Below are 25653 nucleotides of genomic sequence, written 5' to 3' on the forward strand. Positions count from 1 at the left end.
GTAAATTAGTCTATTATGGCCTATTATTATTGAATGGAAAACATTTCTTAACCATTCAGCAAAAAAATAAGTCCGTAATATTCGATATAATCTAGTATTTGCATCAACCAGTATAAAAGAAATGGATGTTTGAGTAAGATTTTAGCATTTAACATTCAAGCTGGACATTAAATTAGCCAATTTGGTCTACGTTATCCAAGGATTAATAAGATTTCATTCTTAAAAATTCAGCGAAATCAGTCAGAAAAACGATTAGAATTCTTGTCATTCGAGGGGTCTCAGTTCACCACGCATGTCAGAAATTAAATCGATGGGCCCAAAAATTCTTAGATTTTTAGCCTCGAGAATATAATAGCAGGCCAAAATCATGTGCATTCCCGCACCAAACTACCGTAAATGATTGGTTGCGCACTCAAAATATCTTGAATGTGGAGGATGTTTATCGTATCGTATTCGAAAAGATGATTTAGTTTGTTTTTCTTAAAGATCGGAGATCCCATCTTGTTGTTCTTGAATTTGATCTTACATATATTGGATATTAGGGAAAACGCAGAGATTTAATGATCAAAGGCAGTAAAATGGTCAAAGGCACGCGAAGAATACGTCATCATCATGGAGCAATGATTCATGGCCTTCATAAATCTCTCCTTATCGACTGTCATCATGTAGCACTCAGAGAATCCAAAATACCCTTTATAATTAAAATTGCCGATTGGTTACTGAAATTAGGGTTAGAAATCAATGTTTGTGTGATTGATCGTGAATATTATTGTCAAAATATCCTAAAATCATTTAAATACCGGAATATTGAGGTAGTAAGTCTTGCAAAAAATTACAAGCACCTTCAATCGGCAAAAATGGCCTATATTTTGGGTTTAAAAGGACGAATTCAACAATTTAAGCTTGGTACTAAGACACAAAAGAACAGAAAACAAAAATTGACGCGTTGTTGGGTTCATTTATTTCCTCGAGGAAAACAGCGATTAAATGATTTGAAAAGCGCCTATCGACAAGGACAACTAAGTTTAGGCAAAGTGTGTGAACAATTATATGGGTTAATTACAACTATTGCACCACAATATCGCTCAAAATCTTTCGTATACCTAATAAAGCGATATTACAAAATGAGATGGCAAATTGAGACTGCATTTCGTGATGTAGATATCCACAAAGGACTTTGGAAAAGGACCACATGAAAACTATGGAGATCGTAAAACAGGAGCGGCTGTTGGAATATATAATTTAACAATTCATAATTACACATATCCATACATTCGACCGCAAGATAATTCAAATCGCTGTGATATTCGTTGGATGCTTCTCTCTATTAGAAAAATAAATAAGAATCATAGTAATATTAAGGCAGAAAATGTTCAAGGGATTTTAATTCAAGGCTTACCATTAGTCAGTATTTCGGCTTGGCCATATACTCTGCATGATCTTGAAACAGCTAAGCACACTACTGATCTCCCCACTCGACATTTAATTACACTAAATATTGATTATAACAAACAAGCAGTAGGAGGAGATAATTCATGGGGTGCGAAACCAATGAAAAAATACCGATTAATAAAAAACACTACATATAAATATCATTTTATCCTTCGTGCATTTCAAAATTTGGATGATATTAATGAATTTTTATATCAAAAAACTAATTAATTTTTAGAATTATCTTTTTCTATTAGATTTATATTAATGAAGGGCTATTTCTGGGCTTTTTTTAATCCTCTTTTCCTTTCTTTTCTATTCAAATGATTCTATTAAGATTTACTTTATTATTACGTTTTAGAGTTTAATTACTAGTTTATATTTTATATGATTTAATTCTTCATGATTTACCGCTTAAAGATGAGATTCAATATTTTCCTTCAAACTGGATATTTATGAGCATTCCAAATATTAGTCTGGTATCTTTCTTTTTTCTCCACTCTTCACCCCCTATACCACTCTTATCAATTTACGAGTAAAAGTTTTTAAGTTCGAAGGGAAGATAATAACTAAGAAACTCAGTTTTTACGCAATTAAAAAACGATATTTCGAACCCAAAATTTTTGTGATCATTATGAGCAACGAAAGCGATTGGTTGGCCGCAAAACCCCTTGTGGTCGATAATGGTACCGGGATCTCCAAAAATGGATTTGCAGGAGAAGATCAACCAAGATCTGTGTTCCCTACTTTGATTGGATACCCTAAGTATACTTCCATTATGACTGATGTCGAACACTACACCCGGGAATATTATATCGGTGAAGAAGCATTACAATTGAAAGGTGTCTTAAAACTCATGTTCCCAGTGGAACATGGTGTTATTGAAGATTGGATCGCCATGGAAAAAATCTGGCACTATACATTTTATACAGATTTGCGTGTTGATCCTTCAGAACATCCTGTGTTATTGACTGAAGCGCCTTTAAACCCTCGACCAAATCGGGAGAAAATGGCTGAAATTATGTTTGAAACCTTTAATGTCCCTGCACTTTATGTATCTATGCAAGCAGTATTATCATTGTATGCTTCTGGGCGAACCACTGGATGTGTAATTGATATTGGTGATGGTGTCTCTCACGTTGTGCCAATTTATGAAGGTTTTGCGCTCTCTCATGCCATTTCACGTTTAGATTTAGCTGGCCGAGATATTACAAACTATTTGCAGCGATTATTGCGCCAAAAAGGATTCTCCTTTACCACTTCAGCTGAAAAAGAAATTGTACGGGATATCAAAGAAAAGCTCTGTTATGTGGCTTTAGATCCAGAAAAAGAAATTATGCTCTCAAAGAAAGTTGCTGGAATGGAAAAAGTTTACATGTTACCTGATGGTGAAACTATTACAGTTTCTGTTGAACGTTTCTTAGCTCCTGAATGTTTCTTCAATCCAGGAGTTATCGGAAAAGAATTAGAGCCTTTAGATGATGTTATTTGCAATGCTATTAAACAATGTGATGTTGATTTACGTCGTGATCTTTATGGAAACATCGTTCTTTCTGGTGGTTCTACCATGTATCCTGGATTAAAAGAACGACTTACAAAAGAAATCAAAGAACAAATCCCAGAAAGTGTAGATGTGAAAATTATTGCACCTCCCGAACGTATGTACTCTGTTTGGATTGGTGGATCTATTTTAGCAAGCTTAAAGACATTCCAGCGAATGTGGGTAACACGACGAGAATATAAAGAATTAGGACCTCAAGTTATTCACAGATGTTTCTAAAGTTTTTGTGTCTTTTTTAATCATTTTTTCCCTTTTTCTTGAATAGTTTTAAATTTTACATGTACATAAAACAATATGGAAGAAATTTGTTGAATTTAAACCGAAAAAGAGCAGAAATTTAGATTTAGTGTTACAATTAATGATTTTGCTAACTAAATGGAATAGGTAATATTGTGCAAATGGCAAGATGTTGATGATATAAAGTCAAGATTCTAATATATTTTACGATGAATGTGAAAAATTAAATAAAATGAAATGAAAAAAAAACAAATTTTAATTTTTTTTACTTTATTCTTCTTCGCTTAGTTAAAAAAGATAGCTTTATTGCGATATATCCTACAAAAATTACTCCTATAATATATAAAGGGTATGAAGTGATTTTAGAAATATGTAAGTCGTTAACAACTTCAATAATTTCTGAAAGAACGCTTTCTCCTGCTTCATTTTGGGCAGTTACTGCATAAAAAAAACTCTTACTATTATTATTTTTTGCAGTTAAATCATCAAAAGTTTCTATGTTTTTAGTTGTTCCAATTTTTTTTATTGTTTCTGGGGAAATTCCTCGATAAATATTATAGGAAATATTTATTCCTCCTCCTAAATCGCTGGGTATTTTCCAAGATAATTGGATGATTGAGTTATTTTTTGAAGCTTTCAAATTTGTGGGTTCATTTGGAATTTTTGGTTTAAATGGAACTGCAGGAGTTGAAAAAATACTTTCTCCATATTCATTTACTGCAGTCAAAAGAATTGATTCATTATCAAAATTAATTGAGTCGCTAATTATTGCATATGTTGGTTTAGATGGTTCAATTGGGAATGTCTCCTTTAAGAAATGAACCGTTGTTTCAGAAATGTTCAATTCAAATGGATTTATATCATTTGCTGGAAGATCAATTTGATATATTCTATATTTTGAAATATTACCGTATCCAGTTGAAAGAGGGTAATTCCATGAAATAAGAAGATCATTATTTGAATATGAATTTGAATTATTTGACTGGGAACAATTTTTATACATAACATAGGTAGGTGGTGATGGTTTCCCTGGAAGATAAGATTGAGCATATGTTTTTAATTTCATATCAATATTTAAAGGCATATTTGAACATTGAGGGCTCAGTCTTGTTGGAAATCCTGCTGAATATGTATTTTCATAATATTCAATGAAGAATGAAGAGAGAATTGAATTATTGACTGAAGGTCGGCTTAGTTCAATAAAAAAGTCTGCTGATTTTGTTTGATAATATTCCATTAATTCAGAAATATCAAGTGCCATAAATTTAGGAAGAGGTGTTGATTCGTACACATAATGTTCAAAACTTTTTTTACTGTATGTTTTCTCTGGTGTTCCGCATCCTACTTTAATACTTGAAAACATTGTAGGTGCTACTTTGAAAGTCCAAGTGGCAATTAAATGTGGTGTGTAATTTGGAATATCTTCGACCCAGTAAATTTCATAAAGCATATTTATTATCGCCTCATAAGTAATCCAATAAAAACCATCTTTTCCAAATTCTGTTCCCCATGAATTTACAACTTTAAATGCTCCAAGTTCCCCGTCTTTTTCAACAGAATCATTATATCCAACAAAAGCTTGGCAGTGCCCTCCTTCTCCAGTGGCTAAGTCTGCAATTGAGACTATGAAATCATTTTCCCAGCAATCATCAGGGTAAATTGCCACATCAATATAGAAAACAGGTAATATACTATTATTCAATAGCGATTTTATGGTGATTATTTTTTGTTCTGCATCTCTAAAAAATGCATGATATGCTTTTTTTGCTCTGTGAAAAGGTGCCTCACGAAAAGCAGCTTCAGTTCCCCAGCTTACATCGTCTTCAACAACATATGGCATTGTTGCCATGGTAGGACAACCCAATGATGTTAATATCTTAAAATTACTCGTATAATCAGAACCTCCTTCAGAACCCATTTTTATTTTGTTATAAATCCATGCAGGGCTTAATAAAAAGTGGGGATCTCCAGATTTTGCATTCCAATTATTATCTTTTGCTTCTTGAAATCCATATGCATAATATCCTGCTGCCCAAGAGCAACATGATGGTTGCATACCTTGGTTACCTACTGCTGGAAAATAAGGTGTTGTAGAATGATCTATCGCATCTGGTAGGTTTTCATCAACTTTATGCTTATTATACACACCTTCTATAACTTGAGTTCCAATTAAGCTATCCCAATCTTGTTCATCTCGAGGAAGTGCACCTGTTCCGTAGCCTTTAAATTGTAATGGATAATTTATATTTGGGTCATAAACACCACATTCATTTTTAAATAAGGAGATGTCTGATTTCGTAAGAGTCATCCATTGAAAATCTTGATTTAAAGATGAAATTTCATTTTTTTGGTTCTTAATTAAAGAAGAAGTTAAATTTTCATCAACATGCATCTTGATGGGATATGAATTAAAATACAAAGAGTCTTGTTTCATATTTGGAATAAAAAGTGCAAAAAAGACCAAGATGTATATCAATTTTCTATCTATACGATTCATTTTTATTCTTTCCTTGAAGTAATCTATAAAATTTTTGAGAATAATTTAAGATATAGTTTGGGCAATTTTTTTTAAATCTTTCATAGATAAAATCTTGCTTTTTTATTTTTTTAGGTCTTGATTATTTTTATTTATTCTATGAATATAGTTATTGTTGTAGAAATAAATAATATAAGTTAAAAAAAAAAAAGAATTGAACTTGTTGGCACTTGAACTAAACCTTCAAATTCAATCAGCTCTCTTTACATGTCATAGTCTTAGTTTGAACTAGCTCTAAAATTCGAATTTAAAAGAATATCTTGATCAGAATTATACTCAACACTCTTATTTTGAGCCCAGTGTAAAATACTCTTTTGAATAATTATTATACCCACAATTCCTATAAATGGGATCAAAAGTCTAAAAATAAAGAATGTAATAATAAGAAAATTACTTTCTATAAGTAAATTTGTAAAAATTGACAACAATATAATAGCACTTGTTATTATCATATTAATCACGGGATATATTATCATCCATAAAATAATTCCAAAATTAAATTTATAAGAAAATTCCTGATGATTTTTATGTGGGTATGATGAATTAATAAAAATTACGATTATAATACCTAAAATTATATTCAGAAGATCAAATAAAATAGTAATTCCACTTATAATAAGATAGGTAATTTGTTGATTGCTGATTGATAAGGAAGTCATTATTGATTGGATTAAAAATGAGTTAACAATGTATGTTCCAATTGATAATACAAATGAGAATATTCCAATAATTACTCCTTTATTCTTTTCTTGAAACATATAAGAGAAAATGCTCCAGAAAAGTAAAGAAAATATAGCAATTCCTGAAAATCTAATAATTATATTTAGAGTGCTAAAAGCAATATTTGAATCTATACCTATAAATAAAAATCTAATAGACAATAAAAAATATTCTATCATCGAAAATATAATCCAAATTATAAAAAAAGTCTGAATTTGTAAAACATTTGAATCTTTAAATTTTGCTTTCTCATTTATACACCAAATCATCAAAACAAAATATGTTATACCCATCAAAACAAAATAGATTATATATATTAAATTGAGAATATCCATAATTTCTACCTCTTGATAAAAATGCTAGATACTAGTATATAAATCTTTAATATTATTTATAAAGCAAAAATTAATAACAAATTTATAAATCCTAAAGCGCTCTTTTTTATTTTGCTGTTACTGGTGTGATAAAAGAGATAGGTGACTTATTTGACAAAAAGCAAGATTTTGACCTTTTTTTCTATAATATTTATAAGAGATTGCTGAGAATAATTTACTATTTGAAATGGTATTTTCTTACTTGTAAATCATTACCGATGATAGTAAAGCCAAAGGATTCGTATGTTTTTGCGTCAGGAAAGGCAATTTTTAGCGCTTGTTTCTGGTTCAAGTTTTTTCCTGCTTTAATTATCTTAGTAAACTTAGAAATAGATTCAATTTGATATGATACTGAATTTGGCATTTTATTCATTGTATAATATTAATTTTCAACATATATTATAACAATTTATGTTAGAAGCTTAACATCATCTTGGATCTTCCCAAATATAGAACCAAGAGATTTAAATAACTTTAGGCATAAAATTCTAACCAATATGAGCGTACTTTTAGACGTAATATTAATTCTTGTTCCTTTTATTTTGGCCGTGTTTTTTCTTATCTATTTTAAATTGAAAGCACATGTTGTTGGGATAATTCTATTTATAATGTTATTTGTGCTTTCATTAACTGTTTTTAAAACTGATTGGCGGATAAGCCTAATTGTTTCCATCGCAGGCATTGTAAAATCATTTCCTATCTCATTAATGGTACTTACATCTATTTTAATGATGACTTTGATGGAAAAAACAGGCGCATTACAAAAACTGGTTGTAAATTTTAAAAAATTAGGGGGAGGAAACCAAGCTTTTCAAATAATGTTTATAAATTTAGCATTAGGAACATTTTTAGTATCTATTGGGGCAACTCCTGTAACTATGCTACCTCCTGTTCTCGCTGCTATGGGTTATTCTGCATTTGCAGCTGTTGCTCTTCCTTCTATTGGCTACGATCCATTATGCACATTTGCTCTTTTGGCAGTTCCTGCTGTATTCTTTGCTGAGTTTATGGGAATTCCATTGCAAGAAGCTGGATTTGTGTTTTCTGTGTTTATGCCGTTAGTAACGCTTGGAATTGCATTTGGAATGCTGTGGTTGGCTGGAGGGAAAAAATTATTATTCAGTAAGGACGGTATTATTTTTTCTTTAGTTGGAAGTTTAACAGCAGGTGGAACAACAATTATTACAAACTATTTTGGTATTGTAACTTTAACTGGAGTTATTGCAGGGCTTACTACTGCTGGAATGCTTGTTTTAGTCGCAAAAATCAGAAATATCAAAATAATTGATAGTTCTGTATTAACAGAAGAAGAAAAAAGGATTGATGATTCCATGTCTTTGATTAAAGCTCTCTCTCCATGGATTTTACTAATTCTTTTTGCAATTATTACCAATTTAATCACTCCTATTTTTGATTTTCTTCATAGTACCTTAGCACTTCCAATTAAATTCCAAAATATTACTGTGAATACTTCAGTATTTGCCCATGCTTATTTTTGGGTATTGATTTCTACATTATTATCCATGATTTTCTTACATCCTACACGGGATCAACTAAAAACATCAGCTAAAATTTGGATTAACCGAAGTTTAAAACCAGTATTTGCAGCCTGTATTTTCTTTGCTGTTGCCTTTATTTTCATCTATTCAGGCAATACATATAATGGAGGAGATTGGATAAAGGATCCTGCTGAAAATATGGTCTCAGTACTCGCCACTGCTAGCGCACAAACCTTTGGAACTTTTTATCCTTTAGTTGTGCCTTTTATTGGTCTATTTGGAGGCTTTTTAAGTGGTTCTGAGACGTCTGCAATTGCCATGTTTACTTCATATCATGCCGAAACTGCTATTTCGTTAGGAATTAATGGAAAAGTTTTAGGGGCTGCAAATGGAATTGGAGGAGGGTTGGCTTCGGTAATATCTCCAGCAAAGATACAAAATGCAGCAGCTACAATTGATGAAATGGGTATTGAAGGTGAAGTTGTCAAAAAAACCGCTCCAATCGCATTGTTAATGACTCTTTCTGTTGCTTTACTTGCATGGTGTTGGGCTAATTCTTTTAAACTCTGGGCTTGGTTCGTTATATTCGGAGCCTTTTCTATTGGAATTGGCTTGCTATTTTGGCGTTTATCAAAAAAATAGAAATGTATAAAATTAGTATAAGTACTGATGAAAGTGAAGTAGATTGCTTCATTCATAAAATGCCATTTCTGTTCAAATCTTTTTTCTATTTTTGTTCTTTTTGATAGAATTTTATCAATATGTTAATTTTCCAATTATTTTATTAATAATTACTTTTTTCATGAATCTACTGAAAGTGATAATTTTTTACTGATCAAATATGATCAAAAAAATTTTAACTGTAAATTAGGTTGAAAGTTTTTTATATTTATATTTATATAAATAAAATATGGCATCAAAATTGATTGCGATAAAAGAAGAACTCTATGAAAGACTTTCCAAATTAAAAAAAAGAAATGAAAGTTTTTCCGATATTATCGAACATCTTCTAAAAAACGTTGAAAAAAACCCTCTTGCTCATTTTGGAATTGCTCAAGATCTAGATGACAAAGATCTTGATGATTTTGAATCTTACTTATTTGACAATCGGAAAAAATCGCGAACAAATCAAAAAATAATCGAAATATAGGAAAGAATGATGATAATAATAGATACAAATGTGATTATTGATATAGAACGAGGAAGAAAATCACTAAAGGCTCTTTTCAGACAATTTGCTTCTGAGAGATTTTGTCTTTCTGCTATTTCAGTAATGGAATTATATACAGGATTGGGTTATTCTCAGAAAAGGAAAGGAATGGCTTTTTATCAAAAGCAGAAATCACTAATTGATCTTATATTAAATGATTTTGAAATTATACCCCTTGATCTTCAAATACTTAAACAATCAGGAATAAAACGTGGGATCCTTTTAAATCAAGGTAATATCATAGATAACGAAGATATTATTATTGGAATTACTGCTGAAATGTTGGAAATTCCGAGTATAATCACACGCAATCGCTCTCATTTTGAACATTTTAATTTGAAAATTTTGTCGTATCTTTGATTATATTTAGCATTATTCTCAGAGCGGCTATGATTGGTGATTAATATTCTTTTTTAATATGCATTTTTAAATTTTTAATCTTTTATTTCAACACATCATATTTACATACAATCTAGATTATGTAACTTTTTTTTTCACATTAAATCCCATAAAAAATAATGGATTTATTCAATATTTTCAATCTTTGTTGAAGATAGGCATGTTGAAAATGAGTGTTAATAAGTGCGAATAAGTTTTAATCTTTAAAATATTTACAGAAATGTATGTTCCCTTAACATTAATTTATATATAACATCAATCAAATATGAAATAACCATTCATTTGGTGAATTTTATGGCTGAAAAAAAAAAAGGTTGTTGCATTTTTTGGGTGATTTTACTTTTGATCATCTTAGTTCTTGCTGCGGACACTTTCTTGTTCGATTTTCTACCATGGTTTGATCTTTGGGAATTGATTACTGGAAATCCATTTACAAAACTTATTAGTTCTGGGTGATTTTAACCTTTATTAGCAAAATCTGTTATCATTATCTTTTCTTTTTTGAATTTTTTTTATTTTGTTTATCGCTTTCTTTCTTTATTATCATTTATTTTGTTAAATAAATTAAATGGAAATAATTAAGTTGTTTGCACTTAAATTTGACCTAATAATCGCTGATTTGATAATTCCTCCACTTTTCGAATTAGATTTACTAAAAGAGGGTCTGTTTTTATCCCAATTTCCATTTTTTTAATAATCTTTATTACATTTTCGAGATCATTCATTCCTATATATGATACTATCAAATTATGATATAAACGAGCAAAATTTGAAAAATTAGATTCATATTTTAACGCTTCCAAAAATGCATCTATTGCTTCTTGATGTTTTTCTTGAAGGGCAAAAGTATTAGCATAAATAAACCAAGGTGTGAAAAGAAATTCATATTTTCCTTTGATTTTTTTTAAACGTTTTCTTACTAATTCTATTTTTTGATTATCATGTTGGGAAATAGTGTAATATAGACTTTCAATTTCAGATAATTCTTGGATAAAATGAAATCTATTTCTTAAATCTTTATGTAGGTCTGGAAAATCTGATTTTTTAGTGATTTTCAACATCATTTTAAAGAATTTCTTTTTGTTATCAATTAGCATTTTTTGATTAGAAAAGATTTCCTTAATTAAATCTTCGAAATCTTGAATTATTTGGGATTGATCGTATTTAAATTGTTCTAAAACATTTTGAAATATTATCATAATAGGTTCAAATTTATCAATACTTTGAATATACTCTGTGCTACAAATTTCAATTAACCACATATGCATACGGTGAAAAATATCTATTGAACCTGATTTAAGTTTTTTTAGAAATTTCATAACAAATTCCTTTGGTAGAAGTCGAGGAATATATTGTATACAAACATGCTTTTTAGAAAGAATTGAATCATATCGAACTAAAAACTTCTCTAAGGTGATAGAAATTGTTTGTATCATTTCAATACGAGACTTGAACCGATTTCCTTCTTTAATATTCATTTCATAAACAATAGTAAAACTAGAATACAATTTTTCAAAGAACGATGTGGGAAAGTAAATCAAATTTTCTAAAGCATCTACTAATATTTCTCTAAAAGAAGCAGAATATCCGTTTGTGATTATGTGATGTAATAAAGATTTCAAAGTTGAGATATATTTTTTTAAAATGATGTTAAATTTTTGACCTGAAAGCTGCAATTTAACAAAATTTCGTTGAATAAGGTTAAAAATATAATTGTAAATATGAAAATCATTAAAATCTCTACAAGTTTTATCCAAGAATTTCGAAAGTTCAAAAAAGAAAATTTCATGACTGCTTAAATATATTTTAGTAGGTAAAGAATAATATCTTTTCTGAACTGTTTTAATATTTCCTTCTTCACAAACCCATATAAATGCTTTAATATATAATAAATTCATGAAATCATCGAAATTATTCTCCATTTCAATAAATCCAATCCAAGTTTTAATTAATTTACGATGAAGAGGAAGTGGAATTTTCGGTAGCTTTTGATTTTGATACCATTCATTAAATAGAATGGATATATTTTTCTGAAGAGGTTTAATTGAAATTGGATGAATTGAATCGAATTTTTCCCAAGTTTTAATCTGAAGTAGAAGATTTATCGCTTCTTTTGAAAATATTTCATCATCATTTAATTTTGAAGTGCTTTGAATTAAGAATTTAATATAACTAGTAAGAAAATCGAGAACCAATCCAGTATCTTTATTAAAATCTGTTAAATATTTAAAGAAATTAGTCGCAAGAGCCGCTTTTTTTTTGTGAAAACAGATTAATGGTATATTTTGACACAATTGCTGCAAGATTTGATAAATATTTAAATATGAAATATATTTTTTATTAAGTAATTTAATAAGTTGAAGAAACTGGCTTATTTTCTCATTTATAAAAGAAATAAAGTCCAAATTATTCGATAAATTGATTATATTTGATTTTACTAATTTGATGGTTTCTTGGTTTGGATTTTTAGTTTGTTGAAGATAATCGTTTAGGACATGAATCACATTTTCGAAAAACTTTAAGTAGAGTATATTTGAGACAGTTTGAATTTCTGAGACATGACGTGGATTGAATAAATCTTGAAGAATTTGTAATAATAAAAATATTAAGTTTTGTGATCGAAATTGTGGATGTGTTTCTAAATATGTTGAAAGATATGTTAAAATTTCAGAAAATTTGTCATTTTTCAAGTAATCAGCAACAATATTAGTTATTGCAATAATTTGTGGTTTTTCTAATAATTTTAAATGATTTTCAGATAATTTCCAATTCTGAAGAAGATATTCAACTGTAGTCAAAATAGTTTGGCTTGGAGCAGAATAGAGGTCAAATAAATAAACCATTGTGTTGATAAATAAATCAATGTTGTTATCAAAAAGTCCTAATCGCCGTATTTCTTTCAATACATGGGGTAAATTAAATTTGGTGTTAGCAACAAATAATTCTTTTATAAAAGCCAGGTAATTTTTTTCCAATTCAAGAGTAATAATTGGGGTATTATCTGGATTTTTATTAATCGATGCAAGATCTCTTAAAATATTAATCCGTTGATTTATCGATTTAATTGAAACAAGTTTTTCCAATGATATTTTTATAAAAATATCTATATCGCGAGAATTTTTCAAATTTTGACGTGTTTTTTGATTTAATAATAAAATTCCTGATTCAATTCTTCCCAATACTTGATTAACAAAAATCTGACAATCTTCTTGTCGTGAAAAATCCAGTTTTTTTAACGTTCGTGGTTGTTTTGATATATTAAATAATGATGTTTCAAGTGAAAGTAAAGGTTCTAAGGTATCTTTTTTTGGTTTTTCTTCTTCTGAATTTTTAAAGATGACTATATCTCCTAGTTCTAAATTCTCTTTCAATTCAACACCTATTTTTACTCCTAAATCTTCTAAAATTTGAACTTTTGTTTCCTTTTTCTTTTTAGAACCGCCCAGAATTTGGTTTCTATCGATAAATTGAACCCATTTAATCAAATAAATTCTTTTATCATAGATAATAACGCCTATTTGATGAAAAGAAAATAAAGATTGTAAAGGATATTCTAAATTCTCAATAAATCTTGCAATTTTTTCATATTTTTGAAACTTATCCATTTGTTCTTGAATTTGGGATTCTTTTAAAACACCTGATATATTATCGACAGATGATAAAGCGATAGATTGATATATTACCCCATTGTGTAGCAAAAGTTCTGGATTTTTTTGAATTGTTTCTAATTTTTCCCAAAGATCGATTTTTTGCTCTTTCGTTTCTAATTTCTTTTCTTTTTGCTTATCTATTTCTCTATCATCTTCAAAATTATCCCTTTTTTGAAATGCAATAATATCACGATCGAGAAGGATATTTACATATTCTTTTGAAATACTCAATTTTTCTTCTAATACCCACTGTCTGGCAATATTATTGCGTTCTTTTTCAATAATTTTTAATATTATAGCATAATCACTATTTTCTAAATTTGTATAATATAATTTCTTGATTTCCTCATAAGTTTGATTGATATCCCCTTTTTTTATCGCTTTAAGGAAGTCTTTAATTTGCAATAAAGATTCAGTATTAATCTTAGTAAAAATATTACTAATCCATGCCTTTAGTTCAACATATCTATGCGACTCTAAATCTTCTCTTATTTTTGTTAAAATCAACTGTTTTTAAATCTCTCCTTTATTAATCAACTAATTTAATTCTTGGATTTACTATTTTTTCAATTATAATATTCTATATATCTTATTTATAAAAATAAAGTGCGAATAAGTTTAATTAATGTATTTAGTAATATATTTCTTTACTTTGGTGAATACTGCAGAAACTGGTTCTACAATAACCTTTGTGGTTCCAATAATATCAATAAATCCCAACTCTTCCTTGTATCTTGGAACAATATGCACATGAATATGTTGAATGCTTGCACCTGCATAGTTTCCTTGATTATATCCAACATTGAACCCAGATGGATTAAAAATATCTTGAAGCATTTTCTGCATCTGTATAACCATCCAAAATAAATAATCTCTTTCTTTTTTTGAAAGGTCTTCGAATTTTTCAACATGTCGTGTCGGAATAACCATTAAATGGCCGGGATTATATGGATATAAATTTAAGCATATCATTAGAACTTCATCTTGATATACTTTTAAACTGGTTACTGCTGGATGATTATCCCGGACCCCACAAAAAATACAATTAATGTTAGGACGATCCCCTTTTGCATAGTTTAATTTTCCCACCGCAAGCAGATTATGGGAGAAAAGACTTTTTTCATTCTCAAATAAAGGACTTTTTTTTCTATTAAATTCCATTTTTTCCCCCATTAAGATTTATGTAAACATTGTTCCTGCACTGAAATCTAGGTCTGAATCTGGTCTTAGATTTTTTCCTCCGCCGTGCTTTCCTGAAATAAAATCAATCAACTGCATGTTTATATACACATTTGCATTAAATACTTTTCGAATTGATTGATAAAATTGATTTTCTGTTAACCCATCAGGATAGATATTATCCAAAATAATATAACGAGCGTTATTGGCATCTACATTATATAGGAGATTTTGCATCAGCATGTACCGCTTGAATATGAAAAAGAATTTTAAAAGACCTTGTGGGTCAGACTTTTGAATTTCTTCAATGTGAGGCTTAGCAATTTGAGTGGCGATTTGAATAGAAATGGCTTTGGTTGCTTTTGGTTGAATTACCATCAACCGCATTGGTTTTGGGGAATTGGGTGGGAAAGTTAATTCATAACCGAAATTCACCTTTGGATTTGGCGGAAGCGCTTTCCCCAAAATACCCTCATCAATCGCCCAATCACGGATTTTTTCTTCTAATTCGGATCTTGGCATACGTTATTTAATTTTGAGAAGCATTAGAATTTTTCATAATTTTTTTTTCTATTCTCTTTTTTTCTAAACAGCAGAATAAAAATTTTTAAATGTAGGTATATCAAAATATGTGTGATTTAGCGTGTGTATTTATAGTTAACAAATCAAGGTGAAAAATATATGACAGAAAATAATCCATCTCAAATGAATTCACAATCAGAAAAGAAATCTTCTCATGAATCCATCGAAAAACCGAATGAACATGTAATTTATGAAGAAAAGCAGAAAATTGCATATATTACAATTAATACTAAAATGAATGCTGTGAGTATCGAAACTTCAAAACTGCTTCTCAAGTATATTAAAAATGCAGATATAAATCCGAAAGTTCACGTTATTGTCATAAAATCTGAAGGAAATAGGGTATTTTCAGCAGGTTTTGACCTTAATATGTTTCGAAATGGAGTAACCTTAGAAATCTTAAATGATTTACTAACATACGGCGGAGCTATATCCAAAGCGATCTTTTTCACTAAAAAGCCAATTATTGCCCAAATTCAAGCGTCAGCTATCGGACTCGGGACGATAATTGCACTTTCTTGTGATTTCCGATTTGTAGCTAATCGAGATGATCTTTTCTTTCAACTTCCTGAAATAGATATAAATATGTTTCCTGCTACTGGTCCAACTGTTATGGCAGTTAAAACGTTAGGTATAGTTCATGCACAAGAAATGCTATTAACTGGTCGAAAAATCCCTTTAGCTGAATTCGATAAATGGGGTGCAGTTACAAGAATTGTAGAACCGGAATTATTAGAGAAAACAGTGAAAAAATTCGCTCGTGGATTGGCTAAAAAACCATCCAACTTGCTCTTTTCAATAAAATCTGCCATCAACATGATTGGTTATGACCAAGCCAGAAAATGGTTTGAATTAGAAGATGAATTTGCTAATTATAACGTACGGGTCTTAGGTAATCTGGATCATCCTCCTCTTGATGATTTTCTTGAATCTCAATGGAAAAAATACACCAAAGGTAAACCGATTTTTTAGAATCTATTATTATTGCTATTATTATTATTTTGTCTTATTTTTTCTTTTTTCTAAATTTCTTTTATGATAACTTATACTAGAAACATTTTTTCAGTGTGTTGCGTTATTTTATTCCATGGTTCAATTGGTTCTCGCCTCTGCTTCGAAAGATCGCAAGCTTTGCTTTGAACGCGCCCATATTCCAGTTAAAATAATCCCGAGTGATTTTGATGAAACATCTGTTCCCCGTCAAGATCCTCCTGTTTATGTTCAAACCCTCGCATTTCATAAAGCAAATACAGTCCTTCAAATCTGGAATGAAAAATATAGAAATTGTGGTGACTCAAATCATTATTCCACAGAAGCAATTATTATTGGCGCAGATACAATGGTTGTTCTTGATAGTAAGTTAATAGGAAAAGCTCATTCCATTGAGGAGGCTCATTCAATTCTTTCAAAACTAGTGGGAAATACCCATTTGCTTATTACGGGTGTTTGCATTTTATCCACATTTCAAGAAAAGCAGCTTTCTTTTGTTGAACATGCAAAAGTTCATATGCATTCTTTATCATCTGCAGAAATATGGGCTTATCTAAAAGGGACATCTGAGTATCAAGGCAGAGCGGGAGCATACTCTCTATTTGAGCGCGCCAGTCTTTTTATTGACCACATTGAGGGAAGCCCAACCAACGTCATAGGTCTTCCAATGGCAAAAATAAGAGAAAGTCTTTTAAAATTTGGAATTGATTTATTATCATTTTAATCCTTAGAAGTGATAGAATTTATTATCTTCCCGTTCAATATCATTTTAAGTGATAAAAATCATGACACGAAAATCTAGAAAATACTCATCAACTTCAAAATGGGGATTAGCTCGTGCCTTGGCGGCTCTTGGAGGATTAATTGCTTTAATTGGATTTGCAATTGCAATTGTTAATTCATTAATTAGTACAGTAAACATCACAGCGATGCTTTACAGTTTAGCAGGAATTGTTGTTTCAATTTTTGTTTTATTACAAGTTCAACTAGTAAAAGCTCAAAAGCTAGCAATTCCATTTAATTGGTGGCTTCTTCTAATTTTAGTAGTGTTACAAGCGATAATTGCTGGATTTGTAGGACCGTTTATTAGTATCGCTGGTTTAGGTCTTCTTTTAGAAGTAATTGCTGTAATCATTCTAATAATAGAGCAACTTTAGGTAAATCTTATAAAAGAGCAAAAATTAAAGAAAAAAGTTTGATATGATTGTGTAACATATCATTTTTTAATTTTTTACGTAAATTTCTATAAATATTTTTTTTATATTTCTATGTAAATCGATTATGACCCATTGAATATCGATGCTGATCGAAGTGCTTTTCACGAGCTCGTTCCTGCATTTTCATTTTTTCTGCTGCTCTTATTGCATCTTCCTTTTCTTTTTTTGTTTGAATGAAATCTTTAAAAATTTTCTCAAATCTTTCATTAAAATCCGTAAATTTCTCTAAATTTTTATTCTCGATGTCTATTCGGGAATACCGATTAACAAATTGAAATAAAGCGTCATCTAATGTGCTGGAAAGCATTTTCATATTTGTATCTTTGGTAACTATTCCATAAATACGAATTACGCAGTCCTTTTCTGGATCCTTTATTGAAGGAAAAGTAGTATTTTGAAATATAATTACAAAATTGTTTAATGCGAAATTTTGAATTTCATCATCAAACGCATTTTTACTTAAACCAACTACCGCTGATAACATTTTATCCCGAATATTCTCATCTAAAACGACTGCTTTTTCATATTCGTAAAACTTTTTTTCGGATAAAATTGATTCATCGAACATTATTGCTACTTCTAATAAACCCATTTTGCTCACCAATCTATTTTTCCATCTTTACAGTCTGTTGTGTATTGTAAATAATGTGAATTTTGCATTTCTAACCTTTTCTTTGAGTTCATTTCTGATATATTGATTCTTTTATTGATATATTTGCTGATAATATGATTAAATATCTTGATTAGATATCTTGATTAGATATTTCGATTTCTTTATTACTTTTATTAGTTATTTTCGATTCTGTCTGCTTTTTTTAATATCCTTTTTACTGTGCTTTACTTTCCTTTTTGAAAAAACACCAATAACACACGTAAAAGAATCTATTATAAAAAGATTGAATCTTATTTTGCGTAATTGTCGCTTCTGTAGAAACTTGTATTGTTTATATCAGTTGGGTGGATGTACTTTGTATATAAAGGAAGAAAGATCTTCCCTCAACGACAAAATCCTTACCAAGTCGCCGAAATTCTCAATTCCTTTTAAAATTATGGAATAAATATTCACTAAACTTATTCGCACAAAACAATTTAATTTTAATTAAAGAATTTAATTTGAATAATATATTGATAATTTTTTAAAAATATTTTCATTAAGGGTAAAAAAAATGGATGTTTAACCCAACCATTAATTTGCTTTTATTAAAGACTCTGTAATTTTTCTTGCCTGTTCGCTTAATGAATAAAATTTTTGGCGCCCTTGCTTTTCTGATTCTATAATTCCCTCTTTCTGTAATTTCTGTGTGTGAAATGTAATTGCTTGAGGTGAAACATTTGCTATATTTGAAAGAATCTGATGGCTTGCTGTATTCTCTTTTGCCAAATACGAAATCAAGAGCTGTGGTGTTCGTCGTCGTAAAGAAGTGATTATTGATTCACGTAAGGCTAGCATTTCATCTGAAGGGCGTTCATCAGGCGATAATGTGTCGTTCGATTCTTCTGCAAAAAAGCATTTATAACGACCATCACGAATGCTTCGTATCAATCCGTTCTTTTCAAGCACTGAAACGTGATATTGAACTACGCCCATTTTTTTTTCTAATGCTCTACAAATTCTACGAAAATGCAGCCCTGGATTTTTAAGTATTGTTTCATAAATTGCTGATCTAGTCCCTTGGTCTAGAATATCTTCTTTTTTAAAATCTCTTCCATATCGACGTCTAGTACCGCCATAAGCGGCGAGTCCTGCCAAACAAATGCATAGTACTGCTGTGCTGGCTTTATTTTTGGTTGGAAATTTCATTATATTATTCCTCTATATTCATTTCATATTCAAATCTGGTGAAAGATGGATATTTTCCATCAAAGGTGTTTTTCACGCTTGTAAATGGTGAAAATCACGCAATCATCAACAGCTGATTGTATAATACGATCAGTTGGGTTAAAAGAAAGAAATGTGGATTCCTATTAAAATCTTATTAAAATTCTATTGAATTTTTAATATCTTCCTTTTTAAGTTTTATTAATCAATGAAGAAAATATGGGTGAATATTTCACTTCTTTTTATAAAACAAAAAAAAAAAATCATTTTTTATATGTAGAATTATTATTGTCAGGAATTTCAATTCGTTCAGTGAATAGCAACATGTAGTATACATAGTTGTGGTGGCTTTGTTTCAAGAAAGAAGAGAAGCTTTTTAACTTTTTAGAGTGAACTTAAATTATATTCTATTTGATCCAAATCCAATTTGTAAACTGGAAAATTGTTTTATTGGAATCAAAATGGAATTATCCATGCTAAGGGGTTGTAGCGTGGGATTGAAAAGTGATGGGTATGAAATATTCAAAAATTTTAAAGATTGGCTTTGGGATTCTATTAATAACAATGTTTATTAATCCAACAGCAAGTGTGGAGCGGAATCCAATCGATCAATCTGTAATGGGGAATACTCCAAGTACAGAAATTATTAAATCTGCATTTGCTGGGGATGGGGTAAATTCTTTATCCTATGTTGGCTTGGTTCCTGGAGACATTATTCTTTTAGGAACAGATGATACTATATTTGATTATTTAATTCCTGGAGAATTCTCTCATACAGAAATTTTCTGCGGTTTTGTTCAATCAGGTGAATTAATTTGGGATAGAGATAATCATGAGTGGATGGCAACTGGAACACCTTATGTAATTCATTCAACAAAAAGTGACAATGCTGGAAACGGTCTTGGTTATTCAACATGGGCTAAAGGAGTCAATGATCACGCAGAAAATGCAGTTGCAGTCCGTGTTGCAGGATTAACTGATGCACAAAGGCAACAGGCTGTGAATTGGATGAAGTCTAAATTGGATGGAGGTGTAGATGGCTATCCAATTGGACCTGCATATGATTGGGGATGGACAAGCAAACAAATTGATGGGACTAATGGACTCTCTGGTGTAGATGGATATTACTGTTCAGAAATTGCATGGGCCGCATATAAATATTTATTTGGGATTGATTTAGACCCTGATGGTGATTCTTGGGATTGGACAACTGCATATGGAGTTTCACCAAGTGATTTATATCATGATTCTAATACTTATGAAGTTGAAACTTCAGATTGGGATCCTGCAGATTGCTATTATGTTAAAATAAATATTGTAGGAATCTACTATGAAAATGATTATGATCCTTGGCCAAAGGGCAGTGGAGAAGAGTATTTGAAGTGGTTTGTCGGTGATGGTTGGGGTGGTTCTGGGTATATCACAAATAACTTCTATGGAACAGTATCTAGAAATGGTGCAGGATATATTTACTGGATGAAAAATATGGCTTATGTATTAATCCCAAAAACTCATCCATTAAAAATCCGTGTAGAGGCTTGGGAAGACGATTCATGGCCTGACTCTGATGATCAATATCCCGTATTTAATTGGTGGGAGAGTAATATGTTAAACTATGTCGATCAAGGCTGGTATTATTGGAATTATTGGGATGCGGGAGATTGTCGCTACAATATCGAGTTCTGCGTATCTTCTTCACCAATTGGCACTTCACCTAGTGGAATCTAATCATTTTAATCATTCTAAATTGAATATTAAGAATTTTTGAAGTGAGAAAAATAAGTGTGAACAATTTTCATGCAAGAGCGGGGAAAAGCCCCAATTTTTTTCTTTTTTTAATAATTATTTTGTTTATTTAACTAATAAATTTCAGAATTTTTGTGTAGATTAGTTTTTTCAAAATAATTAAAATGGATTAACACTAAAAAAAGATATGAGAAAAAAAGGATTATTCAAGATCTAATTGTTGAATTCAAAATGTGAGTAAATTCCTTTATGTTCCTTCTTCATATCCTGTGCAGTATTTGTACTGCTCTTCCGTCCATGAATCAATTGTTATCCCCATCGATGCTAGTTTAGCATAAGCGACTTTTTCATTTATTTCTTCAGGAACTTTAAACAATCCTACCCGATTTTTCAGTGTATCACGATTTTTAGCAATATATTCTGCCATCATCGCTTGTAATCCAAAACTCATATCCATTACTTCACTTGGATGACCTTCTGCAAGAGCCAAATTTGCCAATCGTCCCGCGGCAAGTAGATATGCACGTTTTCCTGATGGAAAAACAAGTTCTTCCACATTTGGACGGATTGTTTTAATATGGCCTTCAGCCGCTTCATACAGATCTTTGGCGACAATTTCAACATCAAAATGCCCAAGATTTGCCAATATAACTCCATCTTTTAATTTTGGGATATGTTCTTTTGCTACAACGTTCTTACATCCCGTAGCGGTAAAAATCATATCTGCTTTATGAATTACATCATGCATTTTACCGACTTCATATCCTGAAAATGCTGCTTTTAATGCTTGGATGGGATCAACTTCAGTAACAATGACTCGCGCTCCTAATCCACGCGCTCGAAGTGCCATTCCTGAGGAACAGTGACCATATCCAGCAACAACAACTGTCTTTCCAGCAAATAATACATGCATACCTATAATGGCAGCAACAATACCCTGACCAGTGCCTAATTCATTATCAAACTGGTTCTTACACGAGGCATCATTAACTGGGTAGAGTGCACACTTCAGTGCGCCCGCTTTATCCATCGCTTCAAATCGATGAACACCAGTAGTAGTTTCTTCTTGGCATGCTATTATACAACCATTTTCATCAAAATATTCCGGATAATTTTTATGAGCTGTAACAATCAAATCTGCTCCATCATCTATAATAATATTTGGTTGTGGCTTAAGACAAGCATCAATACATTCATAAAATTCCTCGTCGGTATTTCCAGTCCATGCAAAGACATGAACTCCTTCTTCAGCTAAAGCTGTTGCTACAAAATCTTGAGTAGAAAGAGGATTTGAACCGCATAAGTAGATTTCTGCTCCACCTGCTTGAAGTACTCTGCATAAATTGGCCGTTTCTTTAGTTACATGTAAGCAAGCGGCTATTTTAATACCTTGTAGTGGTTTTTCTTTTCCAAATTGATCAATTAACTGCCTGACAACAGGCATTTTTTTAAGTGCTAGATCGATTTCTTCTTTTCCTTTTTGTAATATAGCGTCTGATTCATCAGCGATAAGATATGAATCATTTCCCCATTTTTTTGAACAAATTGCCATATGTTAACACCCTTTTGATTTGCTCTTCAATAACTCTTATGAATTCTTTCAATTGAATAAAAGAATAATAGACTTTCATCTCAGAAAAAGAAGATGCAAATCTTGATCTCTTGATCAGAGTTATATAAAAAAAGGATTTCAACAATTAAAAAGTTAACACAAATGCTTAATTTTCAAGAAATTCGTATTATATGGCAAATATTTTTAAACTGAATTTTCCATTGTATACTCATTAGTGATTTATTTATGGTTACATTAGATCAAAAAATTCAATTTTTGGAAGCTTTATTTTTAAATTCTCGCATACATACAAATGAATTAGCACAACGAATTGGTTTATCCAGGCAAACAGTTTCCAAATTTCTGAAATTTCTCTGGAATTCGGGTGTGATACACTCTCCTGCAATTTTAATAAATCCGCATGTTTTAAACCTTCAGTATTCCTTTATGGAAATAAAAACAAATCCATCTGAACAAGATTTATTGGATAACATTTCACATTTCAAGGAAATTGTAAATTTAGATGGAATATTAGGTGATTATTCTTTAATTTTGAAAGTAGAAGTGCAAACAAAAAGACAATTTGCAGAACTTTTAAATCAAATTGATCAGAGAATCGCAAAAACCTTTTCATCTTCTTATCGCATTATTGAGTGTATTGATGTTTATAAAATCGGAGGATTTATCTTTAGTAAGCAGTATCCTTCAAAACCGTTTGATGAAAATGATAAAAAATGGGAAATTCTGCAGTTGTTAAAAAAAAATTACAATATTCATCGTTGGGCAGAACGATCTGAATTTCCATTATTAACTGATAAAGAAGTGGAGTTTTTATCAAAAATTAATTTATCAAGAGAATTTATCAAATTCACAGAAGATCATATAATATCTAAATTTACACTTACCTATAATCCTCGAAAAATGGTGCAGTTCTTGATGAAATCTGATAGATGTTTATATGAACATGATTTTTCTACAAAATTTTATCTTCAAATCAAACCTCAACGTATTGCAGATTATGTCACCTTAGCTAATAATTTGGTTCATCATCCAAATATCATAGATTTGTATAGAACAGGAAATGAAGCGGGGTTGATGGCGATTGTACGAACACGAAACTTAACTGAATATAATGAATTCATAAAAGATTTATATCATAAGTTTCCAATCCGTGATACTCATACTACTGTTGTGGTTGATGAATTGCTACCTTCTATATTTCCACCTACAAAACGAATAGCTGAAAGTTTATCGCAATGAAAAAAGATTTGATTCGCGTTTGTAATGAAGCTGAATAATTATACAAGTGAACTTTTGAAAAATGTTATGATGCTCGATGGAATATAGAAATGATTGAAGCTATAAAAAGTGTTAATGATCGCTGTAGATTAGTGCGAATTAGTTTTTTATACTGGAAAGAACAGAATTGCATATATGTATGATTTTTTCTTAACAGAAGAAGATCGTGCTTTAAAACTTCAAGCACGAGAATTTGCACGAAGAATACCAAGAGAACTACTAATTCAGATGGATAGTGATGATATTCAATATCCTAAGCAATTTGTAAAGGATTTGGCTCAAGAAAAATTACTAGGTCTTAGATTTGATAAAGCATTTGGTGGCCAAGAGCGTTCATGGGTGGCTGAAATGGCTGTATTGGAAGAGATTGGAATCCTTTCTATGGCAATAAGTTGTTTGTATAGTTTACCTAGTATATGTGGTGAAGCTCTCAACACTTTTGGAACAACTGAGCAAAAGCGTAATTTTTTAAAACCAATTTTATCTGGAGAAAAATTTTGTGCGGAAGCATTGACTGAACCCCGAGGTGGTAGCGATTTTTTTGGTGCTACCACAACTGCAGTAAAAGATGGTGATGAGTATATTCTCAACGGCCAAAAACGATTCGTGGTTGGTGCTGAAGGTGCTGATATTTTTCTAGTATATGCCAAAACAAATCCTGATGCCCCAAGGCATAAGTCAATCTCTCTTTTTATTGTGGAAAGAGACTCAGGAGTGGAAGCTAAGTATATTTATGGTTTGATGGGAACACGTGGTGGAGGTGCAGGACGTTTATATTTTCGCGATGTGCGGGTACCTGCGAGTAATATTATCTTAGGAGAAGGTGAAGGGGGCCGGATTTTTAATCAAATGATGTATCCTGAACGGATGACCTCTGCTGCTGGTGTGATAGGAATGGCACAAGGTTGTATTGATGTTGCTACCAGATATGCACGAAAACGGAAGGCATTTGGCAAACCCATACGAGCATTTGAAGGAGTGAATTTTAAGTTAGCAGATGCCCTGTGTCAAGTGGATGCAGCCCGTGGACTTGTTTATACTGCTGCTCGGGCACTTGATACAAATCAAAATCCTTCAATTTGTCGGCGCCTGGTTTCTGAAGCCAAACGAGTGTCTACAGAATTGTGTTATAAGGCGATTGATAATTGTTTACAAATCTTAGGGGGAATTGGATATACCAACGTCTTTCCAATTGAAAGATACTTCCGAGATGCGCGATTGGCTCAAATATGGACTGGAACTTCTGAAATCATGAATTTGATTATCCAACATGAACATTTTGCTCAATATGACGATAAATCGACTGATTATCGCGATATTGAAGTCGATGCGGCTGAAGCAGATGCTCCTGAAGAAAAAATTTACGAATAGATGAGCGTTTTTAAAATCATATCTTAACTTTTTTTTTTTTACTATTCATTTCTTAACTTTTTTGCTTAAAAGGGAAATTTGATCAAGTGATTAAGTTTTTGGCCCCCCGAAAATATAAAGAACTTAAAAACCAGTAAGTACATAGGAAAAAAAAACTTTAAGATCTAAACCGATATTCTACCGGCTGGAGGGATCTATAATAACCACATGTAAATATTGTAATAGTACGGAAATTCACTATACTTGCCCTAATTGTGGGGAAGGATTCTGTTATAAGCATA

The 25653-nt window shown here is 30.9% G+C and carries 22 protein-coding genes; 13 read left to right on the forward strand and 9 right to left on the reverse strand.

Annotation, left to right across the window (positions count from 1 at the left end; translation table 11 throughout):
• Positions 1 to 560: 560 nt before the first annotated feature.
• The 3 genes from ACXLDF_RS09630 to ACXLDF_RS09640 all read left to right on the forward strand — a co-directional run bounded on the left by ACXLDF_RS09630 (position 561) and on the right by ACXLDF_RS09640 (position 3211).
• Complete coding sequence (locus ACXLDF_RS09630) at positions 561 to 1196, forward strand: transposase (RefSeq protein ID WP_457558307.1); 636 nt, start codon at positions 561 to 563, stop codon at positions 1194 to 1196.
• Between the two features lie 37 nt (positions 1197 to 1233).
• Positions 1234 to 1662, forward strand: a complete 429-nt coding sequence (locus tag ACXLDF_RS09635; RefSeq protein WP_457558334.1) for a beta-galactosidase small subunit-related protein — start codon at positions 1234 to 1236, stop codon at positions 1660 to 1662.
• Between the two features lie 403 nt (positions 1663 to 2065).
• Positions 2066 to 3211, forward strand: coding sequence for an actin, cytoplasmic 2 (locus tag ACXLDF_RS09640; protein ID WP_457558308.1), 1146 nt, complete (start codon positions 2066 to 2068; stop codon positions 3209 to 3211).
• Between the two features lie 283 nt (positions 3212 to 3494).
• Here ACXLDF_RS09640 and ACXLDF_RS09645 read toward each other — a convergent pair whose 3' ends face one another.
• The 3 genes from ACXLDF_RS09645 to ACXLDF_RS09655 form a co-directional block, all read right to left on the reverse strand.
• The gene (locus tag ACXLDF_RS09645) at positions 3495 to 5726 is read right to left on the reverse strand and encodes a C1 family peptidase (RefSeq protein ID WP_457558309.1); all 2232 of its coding nucleotides are present in this window, start codon (positions 5724 to 5726) and stop codon (positions 3495 to 3497) included.
• Positions 5727 to 5983: 257 nt separating this feature from the next.
• The gene (locus ACXLDF_RS09650) at positions 5984 to 6523 is read right to left on the reverse strand and encodes a hypothetical protein (protein ID WP_457558310.1); all 540 of its coding nucleotides are present in this window, start codon (positions 6521 to 6523) and stop codon (positions 5984 to 5986) included.
• Between the two features lie 514 nt (positions 6524 to 7037).
• Positions 7038 to 7223 (reverse strand): hypothetical protein, encoded by a 186-nt coding sequence (locus tag ACXLDF_RS09655; protein WP_457558311.1) that lies wholly within the window; start codon positions 7221 to 7223, stop codon positions 7038 to 7040.
• Positions 7224 to 7356: 133 nt separating this feature from the next.
• Here ACXLDF_RS09655 and ACXLDF_RS09660 point away from each other — a divergent pair, with 133 nt between their 5' ends.
• From ACXLDF_RS09660 to ACXLDF_RS09675, 4 genes are all read left to right on the forward strand, one after another.
• Positions 7357 to 9000 carry an L-lactate permease gene (locus tag ACXLDF_RS09660; protein ID WP_457558312.1) on the forward strand — a complete coding sequence of 548 codons (1644 nt, stop codon included), beginning with the start codon at positions 7357 to 7359 and terminating at the stop codon, positions 8998 to 9000.
• A gap of 268 nt (positions 9001 to 9268) precedes the next feature.
• Complete coding sequence (locus ACXLDF_RS09665) at positions 9269 to 9508, forward strand: antitoxin VapB family protein (protein ID WP_457558313.1); 240 nt, start codon at positions 9269 to 9271, stop codon at positions 9506 to 9508.
• Positions 9509 to 9514: 6 nt separating this feature from the next.
• A complete protein-coding gene (locus ACXLDF_RS09670; RefSeq protein ID WP_457558314.1) occupies positions 9515 to 9928 on the forward strand; it encodes a type II toxin-antitoxin system VapC family toxin in 414 nt (137 codons plus the stop codon).
• Positions 9929 to 10261: 333 nt separating this feature from the next.
• Positions 10262 to 10423, forward strand: a complete 162-nt coding sequence (locus tag ACXLDF_RS09675) for a hypothetical protein (protein ID WP_457558315.1) — start codon at positions 10262 to 10264, stop codon at positions 10421 to 10423.
• Between the two features lie 137 nt (positions 10424 to 10560).
• Here the strand turns inward: ACXLDF_RS09675 and ACXLDF_RS09680 are convergent, their stop codons facing one another.
• The 3 genes from ACXLDF_RS09680 to ACXLDF_RS09690 all read right to left on the reverse strand — a co-directional run bounded on the left by ACXLDF_RS09680 (position 10561) and on the right by ACXLDF_RS09690 (position 15318).
• Entirely contained in the window at positions 10561 to 14124 is a 3564-nt protein-coding gene (locus ACXLDF_RS09680) for a hypothetical protein (RefSeq protein ID WP_457558316.1), read from the reverse strand.
• Between the two features lie 111 nt (positions 14125 to 14235).
• Positions 14236 to 14778, reverse strand: a complete 543-nt coding sequence (locus ACXLDF_RS09685; protein WP_457558317.1) for an HIT family protein — start codon at positions 14776 to 14778, stop codon at positions 14236 to 14238.
• A gap of 18 nt (positions 14779 to 14796) precedes the next feature.
• The gene (locus tag ACXLDF_RS09690; protein WP_457558318.1) at positions 14797 to 15318 is read right to left on the reverse strand and encodes a DUF2299 family protein; all 522 of its coding nucleotides are present in this window, start codon (positions 15316 to 15318) and stop codon (positions 14797 to 14799) included.
• Positions 15319 to 15477: 159 nt separating this feature from the next.
• On the opposite strand from ACXLDF_RS09690, the gene ACXLDF_RS09695 reads away from it, so the two are divergent.
• The 3 genes from ACXLDF_RS09695 to ACXLDF_RS09705 all read left to right on the forward strand — a co-directional run bounded on the left by ACXLDF_RS09695 (position 15478) and on the right by ACXLDF_RS09705 (position 17525).
• A complete protein-coding gene (locus tag ACXLDF_RS09695; RefSeq protein ID WP_457558319.1) occupies positions 15478 to 16350 on the forward strand; it encodes an enoyl-CoA hydratase/isomerase family protein in 873 nt (290 codons plus the stop codon).
• Positions 16351 to 16465: 115 nt separating this feature from the next.
• Complete coding sequence (locus tag ACXLDF_RS09700; protein WP_457558320.1) at positions 16466 to 17092, forward strand: Maf family protein; 627 nt, start codon at positions 16466 to 16468, stop codon at positions 17090 to 17092.
• 61 nt (positions 17093 to 17153) lie between these two features.
• The gene (locus ACXLDF_RS09705; RefSeq protein ID WP_457558321.1) at positions 17154 to 17525 is read left to right on the forward strand and encodes a hypothetical protein; all 372 of its coding nucleotides are present in this window, start codon (positions 17154 to 17156) and stop codon (positions 17523 to 17525) included.
• Positions 17526 to 17634: 109 nt separating this feature from the next.
• Here ACXLDF_RS09705 and ACXLDF_RS09710 read toward each other — a convergent pair whose 3' ends face one another.
• On the reverse strand, positions 17635 to 18177 hold the full coding sequence (locus ACXLDF_RS09710) for a hypothetical protein (RefSeq protein WP_457558322.1): 543 nt from the start codon (positions 18175 to 18177) through the stop codon (positions 17635 to 17637).
• A gap of 594 nt (positions 18178 to 18771) precedes the next feature.
• Entirely contained in the window at positions 18772 to 19386 is a 615-nt protein-coding gene (locus ACXLDF_RS09715) for a winged helix-turn-helix transcriptional regulator (RefSeq protein ID WP_457558323.1), read from the reverse strand.
• A 531-nt stretch (positions 19387 to 19917) separates the two neighbouring features.
• Between ACXLDF_RS09715 and ACXLDF_RS09720 the strand changes: the two genes are divergently transcribed.
• Complete coding sequence (locus ACXLDF_RS09720) at positions 19918 to 21132, forward strand: hypothetical protein (RefSeq protein ID WP_457558324.1); 1215 nt, start codon at positions 19918 to 19920, stop codon at positions 21130 to 21132.
• 265 nt (positions 21133 to 21397) lie between these two features.
• On the opposite strand, the gene ACXLDF_RS09725 is transcribed toward ACXLDF_RS09720, so the two are convergent.
• Positions 21398 to 22702, reverse strand: coding sequence for an adenosylhomocysteinase (locus tag ACXLDF_RS09725; RefSeq protein WP_457558325.1), 1305 nt, complete (start codon positions 22700 to 22702; stop codon positions 21398 to 21400).
• A 246-nt stretch (positions 22703 to 22948) separates the two neighbouring features.
• Between ACXLDF_RS09725 and ACXLDF_RS09730 the strand changes: the two genes are divergently transcribed.
• Both ACXLDF_RS09730 and ACXLDF_RS09735 read left to right on the forward strand, forming a co-directional pair.
• Entirely contained in the window at positions 22949 to 23962 is a 1014-nt protein-coding gene (locus ACXLDF_RS09730) for an Lrp/AsnC family transcriptional regulator (RefSeq protein ID WP_457558326.1), read from the forward strand.
• 174 nt (positions 23963 to 24136) lie between these two features.
• Positions 24137 to 25372 carry an acyl-CoA dehydrogenase family protein gene (locus ACXLDF_RS09735; RefSeq protein ID WP_457558327.1) on the forward strand — a complete coding sequence of 412 codons (1236 nt, stop codon included), beginning with the start codon at positions 24137 to 24139 and terminating at the stop codon, positions 25370 to 25372.
• Positions 25373 to 25653: the final 281 nt, after the last annotated feature.

Source organism: Candidatus Harpocratesius sp. (assembly GCF_054039255.1).

Bases quoted from the DNA above. Each gene is read 5' to 3' on its own strand.
- ACXLDF_RS09630 (WP_457558307.1), top strand. From the start codon at position 561: ATGATCAAAGGCAGTAAAATGGTCAAAGGCACGCGAAGAATACGTCAT.
- ACXLDF_RS09640 (WP_457558308.1), top strand. From the start codon at position 2,066: ATGAGCAACGAAAGCGATTGGTTGGCCGCAAAACCCCTTGTGGTCGAT.
- ACXLDF_RS09645 (WP_457558309.1), bottom strand. From the start codon at position 5,726: ATGAATCGTATAGATAGAAAATTGATATACATCTTGGTCTTTTTTGCA.
- ACXLDF_RS09650 (WP_457558310.1), bottom strand. From the start codon at position 6,523: ATGTTTCAAGAAAAGAATAAAGGAGTAATTATTGGAATATTCTCATTT.
- ACXLDF_RS09655 (WP_457558311.1), bottom strand. From the start codon at position 7,223: ATGCCAAATTCAGTATCATATCAAATTGAATCTATTTCTAAGTTTACT.
- ACXLDF_RS09660 (WP_457558312.1), top strand. From the start codon at position 7,357: ATGAGCGTACTTTTAGACGTAATATTAATTCTTGTTCCTTTTATTTTG.
- ACXLDF_RS09665 (WP_457558313.1), top strand. From the start codon at position 9,269: ATGGCATCAAAATTGATTGCGATAAAAGAAGAACTCTATGAAAGACTT.
- ACXLDF_RS09670 (WP_457558314.1), top strand. From the start codon at position 9,515: ATGATGATAATAATAGATACAAATGTGATTATTGATATAGAACGAGGA.
- ACXLDF_RS09675 (WP_457558315.1), top strand. From the start codon at position 10,262: ATGGCTGAAAAAAAAAAAGGTTGTTGCATTTTTTGGGTGATTTTACTT.
- ACXLDF_RS09685 (WP_457558317.1), bottom strand. From the start codon at position 14,778: ATGGAATTTAATAGAAAAAAAAGTCCTTTATTTGAGAATGAAAAAAGT.
- ACXLDF_RS09690 (WP_457558318.1), bottom strand. From the start codon at position 15,318: ATGCCAAGATCCGAATTAGAAGAAAAAATCCGTGATTGGGCGATTGAT.
- ACXLDF_RS09695 (WP_457558319.1), top strand. From the start codon at position 15,478: ATGACAGAAAATAATCCATCTCAAATGAATTCACAATCAGAAAAGAAA.
- ACXLDF_RS09700 (WP_457558320.1), top strand. From the start codon at position 16,466: ATGGTTCAATTGGTTCTCGCCTCTGCTTCGAAAGATCGCAAGCTTTGC.
- ACXLDF_RS09705 (WP_457558321.1), top strand. From the start codon at position 17,154: ATGACACGAAAATCTAGAAAATACTCATCAACTTCAAAATGGGGATTA.
- ACXLDF_RS09710 (WP_457558322.1), bottom strand. From the start codon at position 18,177: ATGGGTTTATTAGAAGTAGCAATAATGTTCGATGAATCAATTTTATCC.
- ACXLDF_RS09715 (WP_457558323.1), bottom strand. From the start codon at position 19,386: ATGAAATTTCCAACCAAAAATAAAGCCAGCACAGCAGTACTATGCATT.
- ACXLDF_RS09720 (WP_457558324.1), top strand. From the start codon at position 19,918: ATGAAATATTCAAAAATTTTAAAGATTGGCTTTGGGATTCTATTAATA.
- ACXLDF_RS09725 (WP_457558325.1), bottom strand. From the start codon at position 22,702: ATGGCAATTTGTTCAAAAAAATGGGGAAATGATTCATATCTTATCGCT.
- ACXLDF_RS09730 (WP_457558326.1), top strand. From the start codon at position 22,949: ATGGTTACATTAGATCAAAAAATTCAATTTTTGGAAGCTTTATTTTTA.
- ACXLDF_RS09735 (WP_457558327.1), top strand. From the start codon at position 24,137: ATGTATGATTTTTTCTTAACAGAAGAAGATCGTGCTTTAAAACTTCAA.